The organism is Crossiella sp. SN42 (genome assembly GCF_023897065.1).
In the GTDB taxonomy this organism is placed as follows: Bacteria; Actinomycetota; Actinomycetes; order Mycobacteriales; family Pseudonocardiaceae; genus Crossiella.
In genome coordinates this window covers 1-20,582 of sequence record NZ_JAMHIV010000056.1, presented here as the reverse complement: position 1 = coordinate 20,582, position 20,582 = coordinate 1, and the positions used below count along the sequence as shown (strand labels likewise).

14 protein-coding genes and 1 pseudogene are annotated in these 20,582 nt (G+C 70.3%); 5 read left to right on the top strand and 10 right to left on the bottom strand.

The window, feature by feature from the left end; genetic code table 11:
• Positions 1-732 carry a succinate dehydrogenase cytochrome b subunit gene (locus tag M8C13_RS41880; protein WP_256510633.1) on the bottom strand — a complete coding sequence of 244 codons (732 nt, stop codon included), beginning with the start codon at positions 730-732 and terminating at the stop codon, positions 1-3.
• A 76-nt stretch (positions 733-808) separates the two neighbouring features.
• Between M8C13_RS41880 and M8C13_RS41875 the strand changes: the two genes are divergently transcribed.
• Positions 809-1,735: a LysR family transcriptional regulator gene (locus tag M8C13_RS41875; protein ID WP_252486399.1), complete on the top strand. Its 927-nt coding sequence runs from the start codon at positions 809-811 to the stop codon at positions 1,733-1,735.
• Between the two features lie 56 nt (positions 1,736-1,791).
• On the opposite strand, the gene M8C13_RS41870 is transcribed toward M8C13_RS41875, so the two are convergent.
• Positions 1,792-2,493 (bottom strand): NAD(P)-dependent oxidoreductase, encoded by a 702-nt coding sequence (locus M8C13_RS41870; protein ID WP_252486398.1) that lies wholly within the window; start codon positions 2,491-2,493, stop codon positions 1,792-1,794.
• 150 nt (positions 2,494-2,643) lie between these two features.
• Here M8C13_RS41870 and M8C13_RS41865 point away from each other — a divergent pair, with 150 nt between their 5' ends.
• On the top strand, positions 2,644-3,315 hold the full coding sequence (locus tag M8C13_RS41865) for a TetR/AcrR family transcriptional regulator (RefSeq protein WP_252486397.1): 672 nt from the start codon (positions 2,644-2,646) through the stop codon (positions 3,313-3,315).
• Between the two features lie 476 nt (positions 3,316-3,791).
• Here M8C13_RS41865 and M8C13_RS44940 read toward each other — a convergent pair whose 3' ends face one another.
• The 3 genes from M8C13_RS44940 to M8C13_RS41850 all read right to left on the bottom strand — a co-directional run bounded on the left by M8C13_RS44940 (position 3,792) and on the right by M8C13_RS41850 (position 10,596).
• Positions 3,792-4,220 carry an STAS domain-containing protein gene (locus M8C13_RS44940; RefSeq protein ID WP_252486396.1) on the bottom strand — a complete coding sequence of 143 codons (429 nt, stop codon included), beginning with the start codon at positions 4,218-4,220 and terminating at the stop codon, positions 3,792-3,794.
• Between the two features lie 90 nt (positions 4,221-4,310).
• Positions 4,311-6,125: an ATP-binding protein gene (locus M8C13_RS41855; protein ID WP_252486395.1), complete on the bottom strand. Its 1,815-nt coding sequence runs from the start codon at positions 6,123-6,125 to the stop codon at positions 4,311-4,313.
• A 97-nt stretch (positions 6,126-6,222) separates the two neighbouring features.
• A complete protein-coding gene (locus M8C13_RS41850; RefSeq protein WP_252486421.1) occupies positions 6,223-10,596 on the bottom strand; it encodes a HAMP domain-containing protein in 4,374 nt (1,457 codons plus the stop codon).
• 196 nt (positions 10,597-10,792) lie between these two features.
• Between M8C13_RS41850 and M8C13_RS41845 the strand changes: the two genes are divergently transcribed.
• On the top strand, positions 10,793-12,403 hold the full coding sequence (locus M8C13_RS41845; RefSeq protein WP_252486394.1) for a PP2C family protein-serine/threonine phosphatase: 1,611 nt from the start codon (positions 10,793-10,795) through the stop codon (positions 12,401-12,403).
• A 375-nt stretch (positions 12,404-12,778) separates the two neighbouring features.
• Positions 12,779-13,753: a hypothetical protein gene (locus tag M8C13_RS41840; protein ID WP_252486393.1), complete on the top strand. Its 975-nt coding sequence runs from the start codon at positions 12,779-12,781 to the stop codon at positions 13,751-13,753.
• On the opposite strand, the gene M8C13_RS41835 is transcribed toward M8C13_RS41840, so the two are convergent.
• Positions 13,750-14,676 carry a metallophosphoesterase gene (locus tag M8C13_RS41835; RefSeq protein ID WP_252486392.1) on the bottom strand — a complete coding sequence of 309 codons (927 nt, stop codon included), beginning with the start codon at positions 14,674-14,676 and terminating at the stop codon, positions 13,750-13,752. The genes M8C13_RS41840 and M8C13_RS41835 overlap by 4 nt on opposite strands.
• 239 nt (positions 14,677-14,915) lie before the next feature.
• Between M8C13_RS41835 and M8C13_RS41830 the strand changes: the two genes are divergently transcribed.
• Positions 14,916-16,151, top strand: a complete 1,236-nt coding sequence (locus M8C13_RS41830; RefSeq protein WP_252486391.1) for a YibE/F family protein — start codon at positions 14,916-14,918, stop codon at positions 16,149-16,151.
• On the opposite strand, the gene M8C13_RS41825 is transcribed toward M8C13_RS41830, so the two are convergent.
• The 4 genes and pseudogenes from M8C13_RS41825 to M8C13_RS41815 all read right to left on the bottom strand — a co-directional run bounded on the left by M8C13_RS41825 (position 16,038) and on the right by M8C13_RS41815 (position 20,335).
• On the bottom strand, positions 16,038-17,027 hold the full coding sequence (locus tag M8C13_RS41825) for a Ppx/GppA phosphatase family protein (protein WP_252486390.1): 990 nt from the start codon (positions 17,025-17,027) through the stop codon (positions 16,038-16,040). The genes M8C13_RS41830 and M8C13_RS41825 overlap by 114 nt on opposite strands.
• Entirely contained in the window at positions 17,011-19,029 is a 2,019-nt protein-coding gene (gene malQ, locus M8C13_RS41820) for a 4-alpha-glucanotransferase (RefSeq protein ID WP_252486389.1), read from the bottom strand. Before malQ ends, M8C13_RS41825 begins: the two co-directional genes overlap by 17 nt.
• A 285-nt stretch (positions 19,030-19,314) precedes the next feature.
• Positions 19,315-19,404, bottom strand: a pseudogene (locus M8C13_RS45925) (hypothetical protein); the annotation flags it as partial.
• 370 nt (positions 19,405-19,774) lie between these two features.
• Positions 19,775-20,335 carry a PadR family transcriptional regulator gene (locus M8C13_RS41815; protein WP_252486388.1) on the bottom strand — a complete coding sequence of 187 codons (561 nt, stop codon included), beginning with the start codon at positions 20,333-20,335 and terminating at the stop codon, positions 19,775-19,777.
• Positions 20,336-20,582 lie beyond the last annotated feature (247 nt).

Genomic DNA, 20,582 nt, shown 5'->3' with positions numbered 1-20,582 from the left:
TCAGCTCACCAACCCGGTCAGCACAGCGAAGGGGACGGACAGGTAACCGGCGCAGACCAGCACGGCCACCACCAGCGCGAGGACCTTGAGCCGCGCCTCGGTGCGGGCCCGGCCGCGGCCGAGGCTGCGCAGCGCGCTCCACACCCCGTGCCGCAGGTGGAAGCCCAGGGTCAGCACCGCGACGGTGTAGACCAGCACCACCGGCCAGCGCTCCAGGGTGAAGTCGGCGGTGACGTTGTTGTAGGCCTGTCCGTGCACGCCGTTCGGGTTGGCCCACAGCAGGGTCAGGTCCATCAGGTGGTAGACCACGAACAGCGCGATGATCACCCCGCCCCAGCGCATGGTGCGCGCGGCGTAGCTGCCCTGCACCTTGGGCCGGTGGTGGTAGCGCACCGGCCGGGCCTTGCGGGCGCGGCGGGCCAGCACGGTGGCGGCGATGATGTGCGCGAACACCGCGACCAGCAGGCCGATCCGCATGATCCACAGCAGCCCGCGCTCGGGCAGCAGCGGCTCGCCGACGGTGCGCAGGAACCGGGCGTAGCTGTCGAAGGACTCGGCGCCGAAGAAGATCTTGAGGTTGCCGAGCATGTGCGCGACGACGAAGCCGAAGAGCAGCAGCCCGGTCACCGCCATGACGGCCTTGAGGAGCACCGAGGAGATCCGTGGCGACCGGCGGGCACGGCCGGTCGGCGTCCGTGGTGGGACGGTGGTGGTCAAGCTGGGAACAGCCATGACCCGACGGTAGGAGCGTCGCGACAAGTCGTCCAATATATGGAACGGCTCGACTCGATAGCCGTACGCTATCGAAGTGAACTTGCAGCAGCTCGCGTACTTCTTGGCGGTTGCCCGCACCCGGCACTTCACCCAGGCCGCCGACCAGCAGAATGTGGCGCAACCCTCACTCAGCAAGCAGATCAGGGTGCTGGAGGAGGAGCTGGGCGCGCCGCTGTTCAGCCGGGCCCGCGGCAACATCGCGCTCACCCCGGCGGGCGAGGCGCTGCTGCCGCTGGCCCGCCGCATCCTGGCCGATGTGGACACCGCCCGCCTGGAGGTCCAGGAGCTGGTCGGCCTGCGCCGCGGCCGGGTCCGCCTGGGCGCGACGCCGAGCATGTGCGTGAGCCTGGTCGCCGAGGTGCTGCGCCGCTTCCGCGACCGCTACCCCGGCATCCGGTTGCAGGTGCAGGAAAGCGGCTCGCAGGACCTGGTGCGCGACCTGACCCGCGGTGAGCTGGACCTGGCCCTGGTGATCGTGCCCGGCAGCGGAGCAGAACCCGCGCTGACCACCACCTCGATCCTGCGCGAACCCCTGGTGGTGGCCAGCCCGGCCGAGGCGAAGCCGCTGACCCGCTGGACCCACCTCAAGATCGAGGAGCTGGCCGCCCGCGAGCTGGTCATGTTCCGGCCCGGCTACGACCTGCGCGAGGCCACCCTGGCCGCCTGCCGCCGGGCCGGCGTCGAGCCCCGGTTCGCGGTGGAGGGCGGCGAGATGGACGCGGTGCTCCGGTTCGTGGAAGCCGGTCTCGGCCTGGCCCTGGTGCCCAGCCTGGTGCTGGCCAACCGGCCGGGCCTGCGGTCCACTCCCCTTGCCCCGCCGGGGATTCCGCGCACCATCGCGCTGGCGCACCGCACCGACGTGGCGCTGACCAACGCGGCCGCCGCCTTCCGGGACACCGTGCTGGCCTACGTCCGGGAGGCGGAGTTCCCGCGCGGGGTCGAGGTGCTGCTGGGCGCTTAGTACGACAACGACAGGTTGTGATCTGTCGTTGTCGTACTAAGGAACGTTAGGCGGAGTCAGTAACCAATGGTGAAACGCCGTTGTACGAAGCGGGGATTCTCGGTCTCGTCGAGCAATGCGACGGCGGCGTCTTCGAACGAGATGCGGCTGCGGCCGTCTGCGTCGAGGACCGGTTGGTCACTGCCGATGCGGAAGCGGGCGGTGCGCTCGCCGGGAGCGATCTGTTCGGCGGGACTGAGGTAGGTCCACCAGCGGTTCGAGGTCCGCAGCACGTTCAACGCGTCCCGGTGCCCCCGCACAGCGGCGGCGTAGCCGCGGGGCAGCCCGAGGCTGTCGAGGGCCGTGTGCAGCCGGTTGTCGTTGTCGGCGGTGACCTGTCCGGGGGCGTATTCCAGACTGCCGGCGCCGCCGACGACGATGAGACGGGTGCGGGGGTGGCTGTCGAGAGCCTTCAGTAGCGCTCGTGCCACGGTGGCGTATGCGGTGGGGTCCGCGATCGATTTCGCGACCGTGTCCTCGAGATCCGCTGCTGCGTTACCGGGTTGGTAGCAGCTGATCAGCACGTCCAGACCTGGCAGTTGAGCGGCGACGGCGTCGCTGTCGAACACATCCAGCCCGACCCATGTCAACTGCTGGTGGGTGGCGGTAGCGCGGGCGATGTCCCTGGTGAACGCCTTGACGTGATGCCCGCGGGCGAGGGCTTCGCCGACCACACGCTGACCGATGTTGCCCGTTGCGCCGATGATGCCGATGAACACTGGCTTCCTCCTGATGCCGTCGGTACGGCGTGAGTAAACTATACACCGTGAAGTATGTGTGCGGCGTGTGATTATGTCACGTCAATGTAGGGTGCTGGTATGGGTAGTGCGACGCCGACGCGGCGAGAACGGCGCCGTTCCGAGACGACGGTGGAGATCAAGGAGGTGGCGCTTCGGCTGATGGCCGAGGGCGGTCCGGGTGCGATCACGTTGCGGGCGATCGCCCGAGAGATGGCCATGACCGCCAATGCGGTCTACAGCTACTTCCCGGCCCGCGACGATCTGATCACGGCGCTGATCCGCGACGTGTACTCCGACCTCGCCGACGCATTGGTGACCGCGCGAGACGCGCTCCCCGCCGAGGATGCCGCAGGGCGGATCCTGGCCTGGGCGTGCGCTTTCCGATACTGGGCACTACAGAACCCCGAAGGATTCCGGCTCATCTACGGCGACCCGGTGCCCGGCTATCGGGCACCCGAGGGCGGTGCCGCCCCGGAAGCCGAACACCGAGTCTGCGCCGGTTTGACCGGACTGGCCGCCGGTGCGTGGTCGCACGCCGAAGCCATGTACGCCGACACCGGCTTCGAGTGGTCGGACTTCGACCCGAAACTCGTGGCCGAGGTGCAGGAGGAGTTTCCGGGCCTGCCGCCCGCCGCGGTGGCGATCGCGCTGCGCATCTGGGGCCACCTTCACGGCCTGGTGTCGCTGGAAATCCTCGGCCACCTACGCACCCAAACGACCAACCCGGACAAGCTGTACCGCAATGAGATCGGCCACCTCATCCGAGCACTGGGGCTCACCCTCCACACCACAAACCCGTAATCCCAGGGCAACCGTGCCCTTTCCTACGCAACGCACTCTTCTGCCACTGATCGTGCGTTGGTTTAAGTGATCAGTTCAGAATGAGCTGGCGTGTCGGCTGTGCTGGCAGGGCAGGACGTTTCCAGATCATGGGATGCGCGAGGAGGTCCTGGCCGACGAGCTGTGGGCTCGGCTGGAACCGTTGATCCCGGTGCGTCCGAGGCGCTTCCGTCATCCGGGTCGCAGGCGTCGTGCGAGGCGCCGGTGACCAGCACCGCGTCCACGTCGTGCTGGACGCAGGTGGCTGCCGGATCGGCCGTCGCGACGCCACCGGGCAGGAGCAACGCGCCCGCGAGTACGCAGGTCAGCGTTGCCGCGACAACGGATCGGGTAGTCATGCCCGGTCCGTCGCCTGCCTGGGGTGCTTGTTATCGGCCGCGACCACACGTGACCGAACCACACCATTCGTTGTGACAACCGTCACAGCGGGCGAGCGGTCAGTCGCTGGCCGAGGTCACGTCCGCGTACAGCGCCAGGGTGGCGTCCAGGCCGGTGCTGGTGATCGCCCGCTTCACGATGCCCTCCACGCAGACCACCCGCAGCTCGCGCTCCTGCTCCTTGGCCTGCTGGTGCACCTGCACGAGCAGCGCCAGGCCGCTGGAGTCCAGGAAGTCGACCTGGGACAGGTCCACCACCAGGCGCCTGCTGCCCGCCACCGACTCCTCGCGGAGGCAGTCCTCCAGCAGCGGCGCGGTGTACATGTCGACCTCGCCGCTGACCGAGACCACCGCGGTGTCGGCGTCCCGGCTCGACACTTCCAGGCCGATCAGCTCTTCCGGTTCGCCTTCGGCGTACGGGGGCGCGATCGGCGCGCCACTGCCCGTGGCGTTGGAGCCGTGCGGCTCCACGACGTCCGGCTGCTCCACTCCGCTTCCCCTGTCCCTAACTCGCGAACTCGCGCGCGCTGATTGCCACCCTAGACCGCCGCGCCACGCGTCGGCAGAAGGCCCTGCTCGTCAACTCGGGGGAATACCGGTCGCGGGGCTGGGTTGGGACTCATCCGGCTGGCTGGCCACCACCATCACCTCGGCCACCGCGTGCAGCCCGGTGTTGGCCAGCACGTAGGCCGCCGAGCTGCCGGTGGCCGCGTGCACGTGCAGCCGGCAGCCCGCGGTGCTGGCCTGGTGCGCCAGCTCGAACAGCAGGGTCACCCCGGCGCTGGAGAGGTGCCCGACCTGGGACAGGTCCACCGAGAGCGGCACGGTGCCGCCGCAGGTCAGGTTGGCCAGCTGGCGGCCGAGCACCTCGGCGGCGGCCACGTCCAGCTCGCCGGAAAGCCAGGCGTGCACCCGCTCACCCACGTAGGCGGTGCGCAGGTCCGCGCCCGAGGGCAGCCGGTTGCCGTCCTGCGGCACGCCGAAGGCCGAGAGCAGGCCGTTGTCGTCCTCCTCGGCCACGTCCAGCCCGCGCAGCCGGTGCCGCAGGCAGACCGAGGTGCCGTGCTCGCTGGGCGAGACCCGCAGCTCGTCCACGCACTGCCGCATCAGCAGCAGGCCGCGGCCGCGGGAGCCCCGGTCGTGCCTGGGCGCGACCCAGCCGCCGTGGTCGGCGATGTCGACCTGCACGGTGCCGTCGGGGTCCAGGCTGGCCCGGAACTCGACCTGGCCGTCCGTGCCGGGCGGGTAGGCGTGCTCGATCGCGTTGGTCATCGCCTCACCCGAGGTGAGCTGCAGGATCTCCACGTCCTGCTGGCTGGCCCCGGCCGCGGCCAGCCACTCCTGGAACTGCCTGCGCACCGGCCGCAGCTGCTCCGGCCGGGCGGGCACCACCAGCGCCAGCGGGGCCAGCGAGCTGGGCTGCAACCGGGCGGCCAGCAGCACCGCCTCGTCCCGCAGCTGACCGGGCCCGGCCAGGTCCTCGATGATCGAGCGACCGGCCTGCTCCACGGTCAGCCCGGTCTCGGTGAGCCGCTGCCCGGCCGAGCGCAGCAGCAGGTGCGCGTTGCGCTCGGCGTCCGGGCCGGGCAGCCAGAGCAGGCCGTTGGTGTGCAGCAGCACGGTGTCGGCGTCGCTGAGCTGGGCGGTCTGCGCCCGGTAGCCGCCGTCGCCGTAGCCCAGCGGGGCGCCGCCGGTGCGGGCCAGCGCGCGGCTGGTCCCGTTCGCGCCGATCAGCAGCGGCGGCGGGTGACCGGCGGTGACGTAGTCCAGGCGCAGGCTGCCGGGGTCGAGCACGGCCAGGCTGGCGGTGCTGCCCGCCGCGCCCGCGCTGCGCCCGGCGAAGCGGCCCAGGTTGGCCATCACCTCTTCCACGCCCATCCCGGCCAGCAGGTAGGCCAGCAGCGCGCCGCGCAGCCGGGCCATCGCGCCCGCGGTGTCCTCGGTGGCGCCGACGTCGCCGACGGCCAGCGCGATCCGGCCGCCGTCGAGCGGGATGGCCTCGTAGAAGTCGCCTGCCGCGGCGGAGTGGCTGGCGTTGACCCGGTGCACCCCGGCCACCGCCACCCCGGGCACGGTGTGCGCCTCCGGGGCCTCGCCGCCGGTGCGCAGCGCCTCGCTCAGGTCGGTCAGCACGACCAGCACCGCGGAGTCACCGCCCAGCAGCGGGGTCACCGCGCCGGCGTGCTGTTCCAGGGTGATCTTGGAGGCCTGCCCGGTCAGCGCGGCCTCGGTGACCGCGGCGCGCACCTCCGGGCCGCCGAAGGCCGCGGCCCCGTGCGCGCGAGCGGCCGCGTTCGCGCCGAGGGGCTCGTTGCGCAGCCCGTCGACCAGCCAAACCAGCAAGGGGGCCGACTCGAATGCGGCGAGCGCGGTCAGCCCTACGTTCCGGGACACCCCTTCACGAGGGTCGCCCAGTTGCTCTGTCACGTTCAGTGCCCCAAAGGTGGTGCGTGCACGTTCCCCAGTGTCTCCTACCCACTGGGTTCCGATGCTAAGCCTCAATTCCGAGCGGATCGGTGTCCGTGTCGAGGTAGCTGGCGATCAGCCGGATCAGGTGCTCGGTGTCCACCGGCTTGGTCACGTAGTCGGTGGCCCCGGAGGCCAGGCTCTTCTCCCGGTCGCCCTTCATCGCCTTGGCGGTGACCGCGATGATCGGCAGGTCCTCGTAGGCCGACATCTCCCGGATCGCGGCCATGGTCGCGTTGCCGTCCAGCTCCGGCATCATGATGTCCATCAGCACCAGCGCGATGTCGTCGTACTGCTCCAGCGCGCGCACCCCGGCCACCCCGTTGTCGGCGTAGACCACGTGCAGGCCGTGCAGTTCGAGCACGCTGGTCAGCGCGAAGACGTTGCGCAGGTCGTCGTCCACGACCAGCACCTTCTCGCCGTGGAAGCGCACCGGCGCCTCGGCCCCGTCCTCCTGCGGCAGGTGCACCTGCACCGGCAGCGGCGCCCGCTGCGGGGCCGGGGGCTCGGGCTCCTGGCCGCCCGCGGTGGCCTGGTCGATCACCGGCTCCAGCGGCGGCTCGTCCCGCACGTCCGGCACGGTGGCCTCGTTCGGCGCCTCCACCGGCAGGATCAGCGTGAACGTGGAGCCGTGGCCGGGCGCGCTGCGCACCTGGAGCTCGCCGCCGAGCAGGTCGGTCAGCTCGCGGCTGATGGACAGGCCCAGGCCGGTGCCGCCGTACTTGCGGCTGGTGGTGCCGTCGGCCTGCTGGAACGCCTCGAAGATCACGCCCAGCTTGTCCGCGGCGATGCCGATGCCGGTGTCCTGCACCGCGAAGGCCACCAGCGAGGACTGCCCGCGCAGCGCGGAGCGGCGCACCTCGGCCGGGTCGGCGTTGCGGATCTCCAGCCGGATCCGGCCCTCGTGGGTGAACTTGACCGCGTTGGAGAGCAGGTTGCGCAGGATCTGCTGCAGCCGGTGCTCGTCGGTGTGCAGCACCTCGGGCACCGCGGGGTCGACCAGGACCGCGAAGTCCAGGCCCTTCTCCGTGGACAGCGGGCGGCACAGCGCCTCGACGTAGCGGACCAGCTCGGTGACCGCGACCGCGGCGGGCTGGAGCAGCAGGTGCCCGGCCTCGACCTTGGTCAGGTCCAGGATGTCGTTGATCAGCTGGAGCAGGTCGCTGCCCGCGTCGTGGATGGTGCGGGCGTAGTCGACCTGCTTGTCGGTGAGGTTGTTCTCCAGGTTGTCGGCGAGCAGCTTGGCCAGGATGAGCAGGCTGTTCAGCGGGGTGCGCAGCTCGTGGCTCATGTTGGCCATGAACTCCGACTTGTACTTGGAGGCCAGCGACAGCTGCTGGGCGCGTTCCTCCAGCTCCTGGCGGCCGCGCTCGATCTCGATGTTCTTGATCTCGATGTCGCGGTTCTGGGTGGCCAGCAGGGTGGCCTTCTCGGCCAGCTCGGTGTTGGAGCGCTGGAGCTCCTCCTGCTGGGCCTGGAGCTGCTCGGAGCGGGCGCGCAGCTCCTGGGCCAGCCGCTGGGACTCGGCCAGCAGCGCGTCGGTGCGCGAGTTGGCCAGGATGGTGTTGACGTTGACGCCGATCAGGTCCTTGAGCTGTTCCAGCAGGTCCTCGTGCACGCCGGTGAACTCGCTGACCGAGGCCAGTTCGATCACCCCGAGCGTGCTGCCCTCGAACAGCACCGGCAGCACGGCCACGTTGACCGGCGCGGTGGACCCGAGCCCCGAGCTGATCCGCAGGTAGTCCGGCGGCGCCCCGTTGACCTTGATGGTCTTCTTCTCCACCGCGACCTGGCCGATCAGCGACTCGCCGAGGCCGAACCGCTGCGGCTGGTCGTCGGCGGCCCGGTAGCCGTAGCCCGCGGTCAGCTCCAGCACGGTCTGGCCGTCGTCCAGCTGCTTGGCCAGGAAGAACGCGCCCTGCTGCGCGGAGACCACCGGGGTCAGCTCGCTCATGATCAGCTGGGCCACGGTGGCCAGGTCGCGCTGGCCCTGCATCAGCGAGGTGATCCTGGCCAGGTTGGTCTTGAGCCAGTCCTGGTCCCGGTTGGCCGTGGTGGTGGCCTTCAGGTTGCCGATCATCTGGTTGATGTTGTCCTTCAGATCGGCCATCTCGCCCTCGGCGTCGACGGTGATCTGCCTGGTCAGGTCGCCCGCGGTGACCGCGGTGGCCACCGCGGCGATGGCCCGCACCTGGGTGGTCAGGTTCCCGGCCAGCTGGTTCACGTTCTCGGTCAGCCGCCGCCAGGTGCCGGCCACGCCTTCCACCTGGGCCTGACCACCGAGCTTGCCGTCGGTGCCGACCTCCCTGGCGACCCGGGTGACCTCCGCGGCGAAGGAGGACAGCTGGTCGACCATGGTGTTGACGGTGGTCTTGAGCTCCAGGATCTCCCCGCGCGCGTCCACGTCGATCTTCTTGGACAGGTCGCCCTTGGCCACCGCGGTGGTCACGGTGGCGATGTTGCGGACCTGGGCGGTCAGGTTGTCCGCCATGAAGTTGACGTTCTCGGTGAGGTCCTTCCAGGTCCCGGCCACGTTGGGCACGGTGGCCTGGCCGCCGAGGATGCCCTCGGTGCCGACCTCGCGGGCCACCCGGGTGACCTCGTCGGCGAAGGCGCGCAGCGTGTCCACCATGCCGTTGATGGTGGAGGCCAGCGCGGCCACCTCGCCCTTGGCCTCGACCGCGATCTTCTTCGACAGGTCGCCACCGGCCACCGCGGTGGCCACCGTGGCGATCGAGCGGACCTGCACGGTCAGGTTGTCGGCCATCACGTTCACGTTGTCGGTCAGGTTCTTCCAGGTGCCCGCCACCCCGCGGACCTGCGCCTGACCACCCAGTTTGCCGTCGGTGCCGACCTCACGGGCGACTCGGGTGACCTCGTCGGCGAACGCGGACAACTGGTCCACCATCGTGTTGATGGTGTTCTTCAGCTCCAGGATCTCCCCGCGCGCGTCCACGGTGATCTTCTGGGTGAGGTCGCCCTTCGCGACCGCCGTGGTCACCTCGGCGATCGAACGCACCTGCGAGGTCAGGTTGTTCGCCATGAAGTTCACGTTGTCGGTCAGGTCGCGCCAGGTGCCCGCGACCCCGGCCACCTGCGCCTGACCACCCAGCCGCCCGTCCCCGCCCACCTCACGAGCGACACGCGTGACCTCGTCCGCGAACGACGACAGCTGGTCCACCATCGTGTTCACGGTGTTCTTCAGCTCCTGGATCTCCCCACGAGCATCGACCGTGATCTTCTTGCCCAGGTCGCCCTTGGCCACCGCCGTCGTGACCTCGGCGATCGAACGCACCTGAGAAGTCAGGTTGTTCGCCATGAAGTTCACCGACTCGGTCAGGTCCCGCCAGGTGCCAGCCACCCCGGGAACCTGCGCCTGACCACCCAGAATGCCCTCGGTGCCCACCTCGCGCGCCACACGCGTGACCTCATCGGCGAACGATGACAACTGGTCCACCATCGTGTTCACGGTGTTCTTCAGCCCGAGCAGCTCGCCGGAGACCTCGACGGTGATCTTGCGGCTCAGGTCGCCGGTGGCCACCGCCGTGGTCACCTCGGCGATGTTGCGCATCTGCGAGGTCAGGTTCTGCGCCATGAAGTTGACGTTCTCGGTCAGGTCCTTCCAGGTCCCGGCCACGCCGGGCACCTGGGCCTGACCGCCGAGGCGGCCCTCGGTGCCGATCTCGCGGGCCACCCTGGTGACCTCACCGGCGAAGGTGCGCAGGGTGCCGGTCATCGAGTTCAACGTGTCGGCCAGCGCCGCGACCTCACCCGAGGCGTTGACCGTGATCTGCTGGGTCAGGTCGCCGTTGGCCACCGCCGCGGCCATCTTGGAGATGTCGCGGACCTGGCTGGTCAGGTTGGAGGCCATCAGGTTCACCGAGTCGGTGAGCGCCCGCCACTGCCCCGCGGCTCCCGGCACGTCGGCCTGGCCGCCGAGCTTGCCCTCGGTGCCCACCTCGCGGGCCACCCGGGTGACCTCGGAGGCGAACAGCGAGAGCTGGGTGAGCAGCCCGTTCACCGTGGTCGCCAGGTGCGCGAACTCCCCGCGCAGCGGCCGCCGGTCGGTCTGCTCGGTCATCCGCAGCGACAGGTCGCCCTGGGAGGCCGCGGCCAGCACCCGGCTCAGTTCCTCGGTGGGCTGCATGAGGTCCTCGATCAGGCCGTTGACCTCGTCGATCGCCTGCGCCCAGCCACCCTGGGGACCACCGTCACCGCTGGAGAGCCGCTCGGAGAGGCGCCCCTCCTCGGCCACCGCCTGCCGGACCCTGACCAGTTCCCCGATCACCCACTGCTTGCGCGCGGCGATCTGGTTGAACACCTCGGCGATGCGGGCGGAGGTGCCGTTGCTGCCCGCCACCAGACGTCGACGGAAGTTCCCATCCCGCAGGTCTTCCATCGCATCGAGCAGTCGCTCGAGGAACGGCTCGTCCACGCCGGCCTCCTGGTCCTGTGTCGCTCGCCGTTGGTCATCATCCCCGAGTGCCTAGCCTCCCATGCCGAGCGTTTGCTCACGACCGAGCGGTGCGCGCTCGCCAGGCGCGGCTAGACTGATCACCCGATCCCTGTCCTCCAGCGAACGGGAAGTGCTCGCCGTGAGCTACCCGGAACGCCCGCCTCCGGCGCACGTCCCCACCGTGGAAACGGGGATGTGGCAGGCGCTGCTGGACGGGGTCGAGGACGCGGTGCTGGTCCACGACGAGCACAACGCCATCCGCCTGCTCAACCACGCGGCCGCCGCCCTGTTCCCCAAGCTCAACGTGGGCGGCTCACTCGAAGACCTGGACATCAGGGCTTTGGGTGCGGGTCAGGCCATGGACACCGAGCTGGTCGAGCTGCAACACGATGGCCGGCGACTGCGCGCCCGGCACCGTCGCCTGGGCGAGGCCCTCTACGCCTGGTACATCCAGAACGTCACCGACGAGATCGACCACGTCAACGAGCTGCTCATCCAGCGCTCCCAGGTCAGCTTCCTGGCCGAGGCCAGCCGCCAGCTGGGCAGCTCCCTGCAACGCGGCCGCACCCTGCGCTCCATCGCCCAGCTCGCGGTCCCCACCCTGGCCGACTCCGCCACCGTCCTCATCCCGGCCAGGCGGGGCCTGTACGAGTGGTGGCGCTGCTCCGCCGCCGCCAGCCCACCCGACCGGGGCCGCGCAGGCCGCCGAGTCCTGCGCACCGTCCCCGGCCTGGCCGAAGCCCTCACCGGCACCCTCACCGAACTGGACCCGGCCCGCCTCCCCGCGGACGCCGCCTGGGCCCTCCCGGACTCCCCGGAAGGCTTCGGCCAGATCCTCCTGGCGCCCATGACCCACGAGAACCGCACCGTCGGCGTCCTGGCCCTGTCCCGCTACAAGGCCAGAGGCGGCTTCCAGCCCGAAGAGCTCGCCCTGATCGAGGACTTCACCACCCGAGCCGCCCTGGCCCTGTCCCAAGCGGCCAGCTACGCCGAACAGGTCGACACCGCCGCCACCCTGCAAGCCGAACTCGTCCCACCCCCGCTGCCGACTGTCCCCGGCGCGGTCCTCTCCGCCTGCTACCGCCCAGCCAGGGAACCCCTCCGGGTAGGCGGCGACTTCTACGAGGTCCACCCCCGCACCGACGGCAGCGCCATGTTCATGCTCGGCGACGTCTGCGGAAACGGCGTGGAAGCGGCCGCACTGGCAGGCCGCGTCCGCCACTCCCTGCACGCCCTCCGCCTGGTCGAAGAAGCCCCGGCTCGCCTACTGCACCTGGTGAACCAAGCGGTCCTCTCCCACGGCGGCAACCGCTTCACCACAATGCTGGTCGGCTCCATGACCCCAGAACCCAGCGGCGAACTGGAACTCGTCCTGGGCGGCGGCGGCCACCCCAACCCCATGGTCGTCAGAACCAACGGCACCGTAGACGAAATCGACGTCCCCGGAGCCCTGGTAGGCATCCTCCCCGACGCCAGATTCGGCGAAGCCACGGTAACCCTGGCCCCCAGCGAAGTCTGCGTCCTGTACAGCGACGGCGTGACCGAAGCCCGAGGCGGCAAAACCGGCCGAGAACTCTTCGGCAGCGAAAGACTCCGCGCCGCCCTACGAGAATTCGCCGGCCTCCCGGCAAGCACCCTCATCCACCGGGTAGAACAACGCATCGACGCCTGGCTGGACGGCCGAGACCACGACGACATCGCGCTACTGGCAGTCCAAGCAGCCCCAATGACGACAGCGGAGCTGAGCTGACAAAGGCCAACGGCCAGCGAAACATCGCGAAGAGTAAACCGAGCGTTCACTAACAATTAGCGCGCGGTGGATTGTGTGATTTTGTTTGGGGGGAGGCCATCCCATAAGCTAGCCCAGCGATTGGGCAGGCCTCACCGCCTGCCCCGTCAGCTCAATCAGGGATGGCCTAGGGGCCCCAAACCAAATCACACAATCCACCGCCCCCAGCGACTGATCGCAAGTAAAACCGGACCGACCAGAGTACCCCGACGCCACTGGGTAAAAAAGAAAACACCCCCTGTGGAAAATCACCGACATCCAGCCGTTGCCTATTAAGCATTCGCCCAGCACAATGACCCAGCCTGCCGCGCCAACCCGCCACCCTGCGGAGGGGTCATGCCCACCACCCAGGCCACCACAACCCGCAAGGCCACCACCCGCAACACCACAGACCGCGCCACCGAAGCCCGCCTAACCGCCGCCCTCCACAACGGCCCCTTCAGCCTCGCCCTCCGCCTGGCAGTCAAATCCAGCGGCCTAAGCCTCGACCGCCTCCAAGCCCGCCTCCACTCCCGAGGCACCCCCGCCAGCAAAACCGCCCTCAGCTACTGGCAACACGGCCACACCCGCCCCGAACGCCCCGAGTCCCTCCGCGCCGTCACCAGCCTCGAACACATCCTCAACCTCCCCCCGGACTCGCTCACCTCCCTGCTCGGCCCCCGCCGCCCCAGGGGCCGCTGGCTGCGCCACCACGCCGGCGTCCTCCCCGCCGACCGCGCCTGGGCCCGCCCCGACGGCCTGGCCCGCGCCCTGGACCGCCTCGACGCCCGCCCGGAGTCCCTGCACGACCTCAGCCGGGTCGGCACCCACCTCACCGTCTCGGTCGACGCCTCCCGCCGCATCGCCGCGATCGCCTACCACCAGCTGCTGCGCGCCGAACGGGACACCGACCGCTACCTGGTCGCCTTCCGCAGCGACCACGCGCACGGCCCACTGCACATCCCGGAGTCCCGCGGCTGCCGGGTGGGCAGGCAGCGCGCCGACGAGGCCACCGGCTTCCGGGTCCTCGAGCTGCTGCTCGACCGCCCCCTGCGCGCGGGCGAGCTGACCGTGCTCGACTACACCGTGCTGCCGGGCGGGTTGCCCGACGCGGAACAGACCATCCGGGTGGGCGAGGCCGTCCGGGACCTCTCCCTTCAGGTGCAGTTCGCGCCGGGCGCCCTGCCTGCCCGGGTCGTGCGCGGCTACCGGCGTTCAGTCAGCGAGCCGGACACCGTGGCCGAGCTCTGGGTCGGCGCGTCCCGCACCGCCCAACTGACCGAGGTCGACCCGGTGCCCGGCATCTACCGGGTCCGCTGGGACTGGGACTAGCCCTTCGCGTGGCAGCTGCCGTTGAAAGAATCCTGGTAAGACTGCCCACTCACCGGCACGAAGTCACCGCGGTAACCCGACCCGGACAGCGTCAGCTTCAGCACGCCGTGCGACTTGGCGTCCTTCGCCTCCACGTTCGGCAGCGTCCGGCTGAAGTTGTAGTTCGACTTCCCACCGGTCCCCACCAGCACCTGCCGCAGCCCGGCCGGGTCGGCCTTGCCCTGCGGGTTCTGCGGCGCGAACCGCTGGTAGTTGTGGTCGTGCCCGACCAGCACCAGGTCGGCGTGCGCGTCGTAGAGCGCCTGCCACAGCGGCCTGGCCTGCGTCTCACCGCTGTGCGAACCCAGGGTGAACAGCGGGTGGTGCCAGTAGGCCGCCACGCACGGCTTGGTGTTGGTGCGCAGCTTCTCCTTCAGCCAGCTCAGCTGCGCCGAGCTGTCGATCTTGCTGAAGTTGCTGTTCAGCGCGAAGAACTTCCACGACCCGATTTCCCAGTCGTAGTAACCCTTCCCGCGCTCACCGGCCCGTCCACTCTGGACACCGACGCCGTTGAAGTAGTCGAAGTAGCCGGAGGCCTTGGACGTGTTGTACTCGTGGTTGCCCGCACTGGGATAGGTGATGGTCTTGTACTTGCCCCAGGTCGGGTCGTACCTGGTGCGGTACTCCGACAGGGTGCCGCTGTCGTAGGCGTTGTCGCCGGCGGTCAGCACCGCCGCGGGGTTGATCTGCCCGACCACCGCGGCGGTAGCCTTGCAGTTGGAACCGCAGATGTCACCGGCGGCGACCACGGTCACATCCGCCGCAGGGGACTGCGCCGCGACCGGCGCGGCAACGGGCAGAACGGCTTGTGGCGCAGTGGAAAACGCGCCCAGGCCCAGCAACAGGGCGCCACCTAACGCGTAGGCAGCCAGGGGATGGCGCATGAACGTCAGCTCCTCATTCTGATGGTGGGAGGTGCTTTCCCCACCGCACGGTATTGCCCGCTCGCGCACTTTCAACGGGCTGAACACCCACCCCCGCTGTTCTCGGAACACCCACCGCGCCGACCAGCGGGAACCGGCCGGAAACCCGGACCGTTCCGAGAATTGCCCGGCCGCGCGGAACGCGGTTTTCCCAGTTCGCCGAACAAACCCCGGTCGCACCGCCCCGCATACTCCTGCCCATGGGACAGCATGCGACAGAACCCGACCTGTCCACTGTGGACACCGACGCCCGGGTGGCCCGCCGGGTGCGCCTGGTGGTCGCCTGGGTGCTCGCCCCGGTGATCGCCGTCGCGGTCACCGCGATGGTGCTGCTGTGGCCGGAGCGCGGCGGCATCGTGCAGGACGTGCTGGACGCCCCGCGCGGCGCGGGCACGGTGCAGGAGCTGATCCCCTGCCCAGTGGCCCCCACCGACTGCCAGGTCGCCACCCTCGCGCTCACCGACGGTCCCGGCGCGGGCAGCACGGTGAAGGCGGTGGTGCCGACCAGCAGCGGCGTCAAGGTCTTCGTCGGCCAGACCGTGCTCGCCGCGCACTACCCGACCCGGCTGGTCGAGTGGGAGCGCTACGAGATCGAGGCCCCTGACCGGTCGCTGCCGCTGGCCCTGCTGGCGCTGGTGTTCGCCATCGCGGTGCTGGCGCTGTCCCGCTGGCGCGGGCTGGCCGCGCTCGGCGCGCTGGGCCTGTGCCTGGCCGGGCTCACCGAGTTCGTGATGCCGGCGATCATCCAGGGCGCCAACCCGTTGCTGGTCGCGGTGGTCGGCGGCACGGTGATCATGGTGGCCGCGCTGTTCATCACGCACGGCTTCAACGCGCGCACCGCGGTCGCCGTGCTGGGCACCGCGGCCGGCCTCACCCTGACCGGCGTGCTCGGCTACGGATCACTGGAGCTGGCCGGGATCACCGGTCTGGGCAGCGACAACGTCGGCTTCCTCAGCGGCTACCTGGACGGCGTCGACCTCCAGGGATTGTTGCTGGCGGGCTTGGTGATCGGCGCGCTCGGCGTGCTCGACGACGTCACCGTCACCCAGGCCACCGTGGTGTGGGAGCTGGCCGCGGCCGACCCCACGGCCAGTCGCGCCAAGCTGTTCAGCGCGGGCCTGCGGGTCGGCCGCGCGCACGTGGCCTCCACGGTGAACACCCTGGTGCTGGCCTACGCGGGTGTCGCGCTGCCGCTGCTGATGCTCTTCGCCATCCGCGGCCTGCCGATCCAGCACGTGCTCTCCAGCGCCCCGATCGCCGAGGAGGTGGTGCGCGCGCTGGTCGGCAGCCTGGGCATCATCGCCGCGGTGCCGCTGACGACGCTACTCGCCGCTCTCGCCGTTGGCGGCCGTCCCGCCGCTGTCGTCGAGGTGCCGCAACAGGATCCCCTCCCGGATGCCCCACGGGCAGATCTCCACGCGGGGAACGTCCAGTAGCTCCATCAGGGTCCGCGCGAGCACCGCGCCCGCGACGATGTTGCGGGCGCGGGCCGCCGAGATCCCCGGCAGCTGCGCGCGTTCGGCCGCGGGCATCCTGGCCAGCTTCGGGATCCAGCGCCGCAGCTCCCGGTACTCCAGGGCCAGCGGTTCCCCGGCCTCCGGCCCGCTGGTCAGCTTGGCCAGCTGGGTGAAGATCTTGGACACCGCGACCACCCGCTGCGGATCGGGCTGCTCGCGGAAGGCGGCGATGGTCGGCGTGAGCACCTCGCGCAGCCGCCGCCGCAGCTTCTTGACCTCCTGCGCGGTCGGCGGGTCCTGGCTGAGGTAGCGGCGGGTCAGCCGCCACGCGCCCAACGGCAGCGACACGGCCAGCTCCGGCTCCTCGCCACGCCCGGCGGCCAGCTCCACGGTGCCGCCGCCGATGTCGAGCATCAGCATCCGGCCAACCTGCCAGCCGTACCAGCGGCGCGCGGCCAGGAAGGTCAGCCCGGCCTCGGCCTCGCCGCTGAAGAAGGCCATGTCGACGCCGGTGGCCCGGCGGATCTGCTTGCACGCCTCGGTCCGGTTCGGCGCGTCGCGCACCGAGGAGGTGCCGAAGGGCACCAGTTCGGCGACCCCGTAGGCCTCGGCCTCGGCCACGCACCGGCGCACCGCGCGCACCAGCCGCTCCATGCCTTCCGGACTGATCACCCCGTGCCGGTCGATGTCCTCCGACAGCCCGATCTGCGCCTTCACCGAGTGCAGCGGGTCCGGCGAGCCGCCGGGGTAGACGTCGACGACCTGGAGATGCGCGGTGTTGGACCCGACGTCCAGCACCCCTAGGCGCACGGCCTGGGACAGCGCGGGCATCGATTGGTCAGTCGTCTTGCGCACCCACACCCTCCTTCACCACAGCGACGATCCGGTTGACGACCGGATCGCGGAACAGCTCCGCCACCGTCACCGGCAGCGGAATCCGCCAGTTGGGATAGACGTCCACGGTGCCCGGCAGGTTGGGCTGGCGTGGCTCACGCAACACGTCGTAGGGCGAGATCAACACGAACCGGGAGGGAGTCGCGGCGAGGAAGGCGTGCATCGCCACCACCACCTCCTCCTCGTCCGGATCTCCTTGCCTGCCAAGGAATCCCTCGCTCCGCAACAGTCCGATCAGCTCGTCCCGGTCCGCCTCGGCCCGCGCCCGCTCGTCCTCGACGGACCCGGCCAGCACACCCAGCTCCGCCCGCACCCGGACCTGTTCGCCACGCAGGAACCCCGCCGCCGTCGGCAGGTCATGGGTGGACACGCTCGCCGCGGCCTCGGCCGGCCAGCGCGCGCTCGGCAACATCGGCTCGCCCTCGGCATCGGCGTCCCGCTGGAACCACAGCACCGCCGAACCCAGGATGTTGTGCTCTCGCAGCGATTCGGTGACCTGCGGCAGCACGGTGCCGAGATCCTCGCCGATCACCACCGCGCCTGCCCGCACCGCCTCCAGCGCGAGGATGCCGAGCATCGCCTCCGCATCATAGTGCACGTACGCGCCACGCTTCGGCGACTCACCCGGCGGCACCCACCACAGCCGCCACAGTCCCAGGATGTGGTCGATCCGGATCCCGTCGGAATGCCGCAACACCGCCCGCAACATGTCCCGGTAGGCGGCGTACCCGGTGGCCACCAACCGATCCGGTCGCCACGGCGGCAAAGCCCAGTCCTGACCTTGTTGATTGAACGCGTCCGGCGGCGCCCCCACGGTGACCCCCGCGGCCAGCACGTCCTGCAACGCCCACGAGTCAGCCCCCTCAGCCGCCACCCCCACGGCGAGGTCGTGCACCAGCCCCACGGACATCCCGGCATCCCGCGCGGCCGCCTGCGCCCCGGCCAACTGCCGATCACACAACCGTTGCAGCCACACGTGAAACGACACCCGCTCAGCCAGTTCCACCCGCGCCGCGGCCACCGCGGGCGAGGACGGATGCTGAAGCTCCACCGGCCAGCTCCGCCACCGCGCGCCGTGCCGCTCGGCCAGCGCGCAGAAGGTCGCGAAGTCCAGCAACCCAGGTTCAACCGGCTCATCACGCCCCTGAGCCAACGGCCACAACAACTCCAACGCCGCGAGCTTGCTCTCCCACACCGCGTCGTAGTTGATCAGCTCAACGTCCGAGGCCGGCCGCACCGCGTCAACCTCAAGCCGCACACCAGGTTCGGCGGCGAGGTACTCCTCGGTGTCCTCCACCCGCAGGTACAACGGATTGGCAAACCGCCGGCTCGAGGGGGAATAAGGAGAAGCCTCCACCGGCCGCACCGGCGTCATGGCGTGCAACGGATTGAGCAGAACCACATCCGCCCCACCCGCCCCCGCCAACCCCGCGAACTCGCCAAGGTCAGCAAGGTCCCCAATCCCCCAAGACCCGTTGGACCGCAACGCGTACAGCTGCACCATCCAGCCCCAGCTCCGCGGCGGCCGGGGCAACGACCGCGGCGCCACGACGACGGTGACCTCGGACCCGTCGACGCGCAACGTGTGCCACCCCAACGGCAAGTCCCCAGGAAGCCCATCCGGCAAAACCCGCCGAGTCCCGTCCTCCAGAATCAGTTCGGCGGTGCGGTCCAACGCCCGCTCCTGCCCTTCCCGCAACACAATCGTGCCGGGCAACGCACCAGCCGCGCGCTCAGCCCGCGCCGCGGCCAGCCCCGCCCGAACCGCCTCCGGCGAAGAGGCATCCACCCCAAGCTGGGCCAACACGGCAACGACAACATCCGCCTCGATGTCAACCCGCCGCCGCCCACTGCCCTCATACCAGGTGGACACCCCGTGCGCCTCGGCAAGTGCGGCCAACTCGGCGTCCACGGGCCTCCTTCTGTTCACCTGTCCGTTATTTCCACTTTCCCAGCAAACCACCCTCAACCCGTCATCAATTTGACGATTTGAGCGAATTTCTTACGTCGAATGGCCCACACGTCACCCAAAGTTAACCCTCCGTAACCCCAAGTCACCACTCCCAGCTACCGAACTCCCCCACCAGGCCCCCACCCAGTCCACCTCCGGCCGCGCCGCCCATCGACCGGAGCCCCGCCGTCAGCCCGCCCCGCCAGTCATCTCACCCGCGACCAGCCCCCATAGACCCGGCAGCCGCACCCCACCCTGCCCACCAACTCGAACGCAACCGGCTCGAACGCAACCGACTCAAGCACCACCCAACCGAGCACCACCCAACCGAGCACCACCCAGCCGAGCACCACCTAGCCGAGCACCACCCAACCGAGCATCGGCGACCCGAGCACCGGAAACCTGGGCTCACCCACCGCCCGCCCGCAGCCCCGCCCCAGCCTCGAACGCCCTCGAATATGACCGGTCATCTTGCGCAGGCGAGTCGTCCGCCCGCCTCAATCCACCTCAACCCCCATCCAGCCTCACGCCCGCCGCCGAGCACCAGCCCCGCCGAGCTTCAAGCCTCACCCACCGCCCACGACACCCCGCCCCACGTTGCCCGGGCGCCCCAGCCCCAGCCCCCGCCCACTCCCCACGGCTCCCACGACCCCGACGACCCCCACGACCAGCCACTCCCCCACTGTCCCCCGGTGCCAGCCGCTCCCCCTCCACTCCCATAGCCTCCGCCCAGCTCCTGGCGCAGCCCGCCGCCCACTCAGCCAGCCGACCCCTCGTCCCCATCCCCCTGGGCGTCAAGCTGCTCAACCGCCCACTCCGCCCAGTCCCGAATCGCCGCGAAATGCCGCCGCCCCAACTCCGCCGCGATCCGCCCAAACGCCGCACTCCCCGGCCCCGAGGCCTCCTCCATCTTCTCGATGTCGGCCCCGATCTCGGCGATCTCCCGCTCACTGTGCGCGATCTCGGCCCGCAACAACGCCTGCGCCGCCCCCGGCTCCAACGCGGTGATCAAGAAGATCCGCAACAACGCCTTGTTCCGCACGGTGTTCACCGTCTCCAGCGGCCCCTCCCCCAGCCACGCCTGGAGCTCCGCCCGCCCCGCCTCGGTGACCACGTAGTCCCGCCGCCCCCGGGCCCCCTCCGCCACCGCCTCGACCAGGCCGTCGTCAGCCAGCTTGTTCAGCTCGGTGTAGATCTGGTTGTGCCGCGCGCTCCACGCGTACCGGCCAATGCTGCCCTCGAAGTGCTTGGCCAGGTCGTACCCACTGGCCTCGGGACGCAACGCCAGCATGCCGAGCAGCGCATGACGCAGGGACATAACCCTTCCTCACCTCACAAGATCGCCCAGAGCCTAGACGCTCCACCACGACCAAGACCGCAAGCGCCGCCGCCTCCGAAACCGCCGGCATCCCGCACGAGGCTCACGCCACCCAGTCCCTCGTCGCCCGACCCCGCATCGCGCCGAGCCGAGCCGAGCCGCCCCGTCTCGCACGACCAGCGGCGGCCGTTATCCCGGCGGCTCCCACCGCGCCGGGCTCGGCGACCACCGCGCCTCGCCCTCCGGC

Bases quoted from the DNA above. Each gene is read 5' to 3' on its own strand.
- M8C13_RS41815 (WP_252486388.1), bottom strand. From the start codon at position 20,335: ATGTCCCTGCGTCATGCGCTGCTCGGCATGCTGGCGTTGCGTCCCGAG.
- M8C13_RS41830 (WP_252486391.1), top strand. From the start codon at position 14,916: ATGGGACAGCATGCGACAGAACCCGACCTGTCCACTGTGGACACCGAC.
- M8C13_RS41840 (WP_252486393.1), top strand. From the start codon at position 12,779: ATGCCCACCACCCAGGCCACCACAACCCGCAAGGCCACCACCCGCAAC.
- M8C13_RS41880 (WP_256510633.1), bottom strand. From the start codon at position 732: ATGGCTGTTCCCAGCTTGACCACCACCGTCCCACCACGGACGCCGACC.
- M8C13_RS41850 (WP_252486421.1), bottom strand. From the start codon at position 10,596: ATGGAAGACCTGCGGGATGGGAACTTCCGTCGACGTCTGGTGGCGGGC.
- M8C13_RS41835 (WP_252486392.1), bottom strand. From the start codon at position 14,676: ATGCGCCATCCCCTGGCTGCCTACGCGTTAGGTGGCGCCCTGTTGCTG.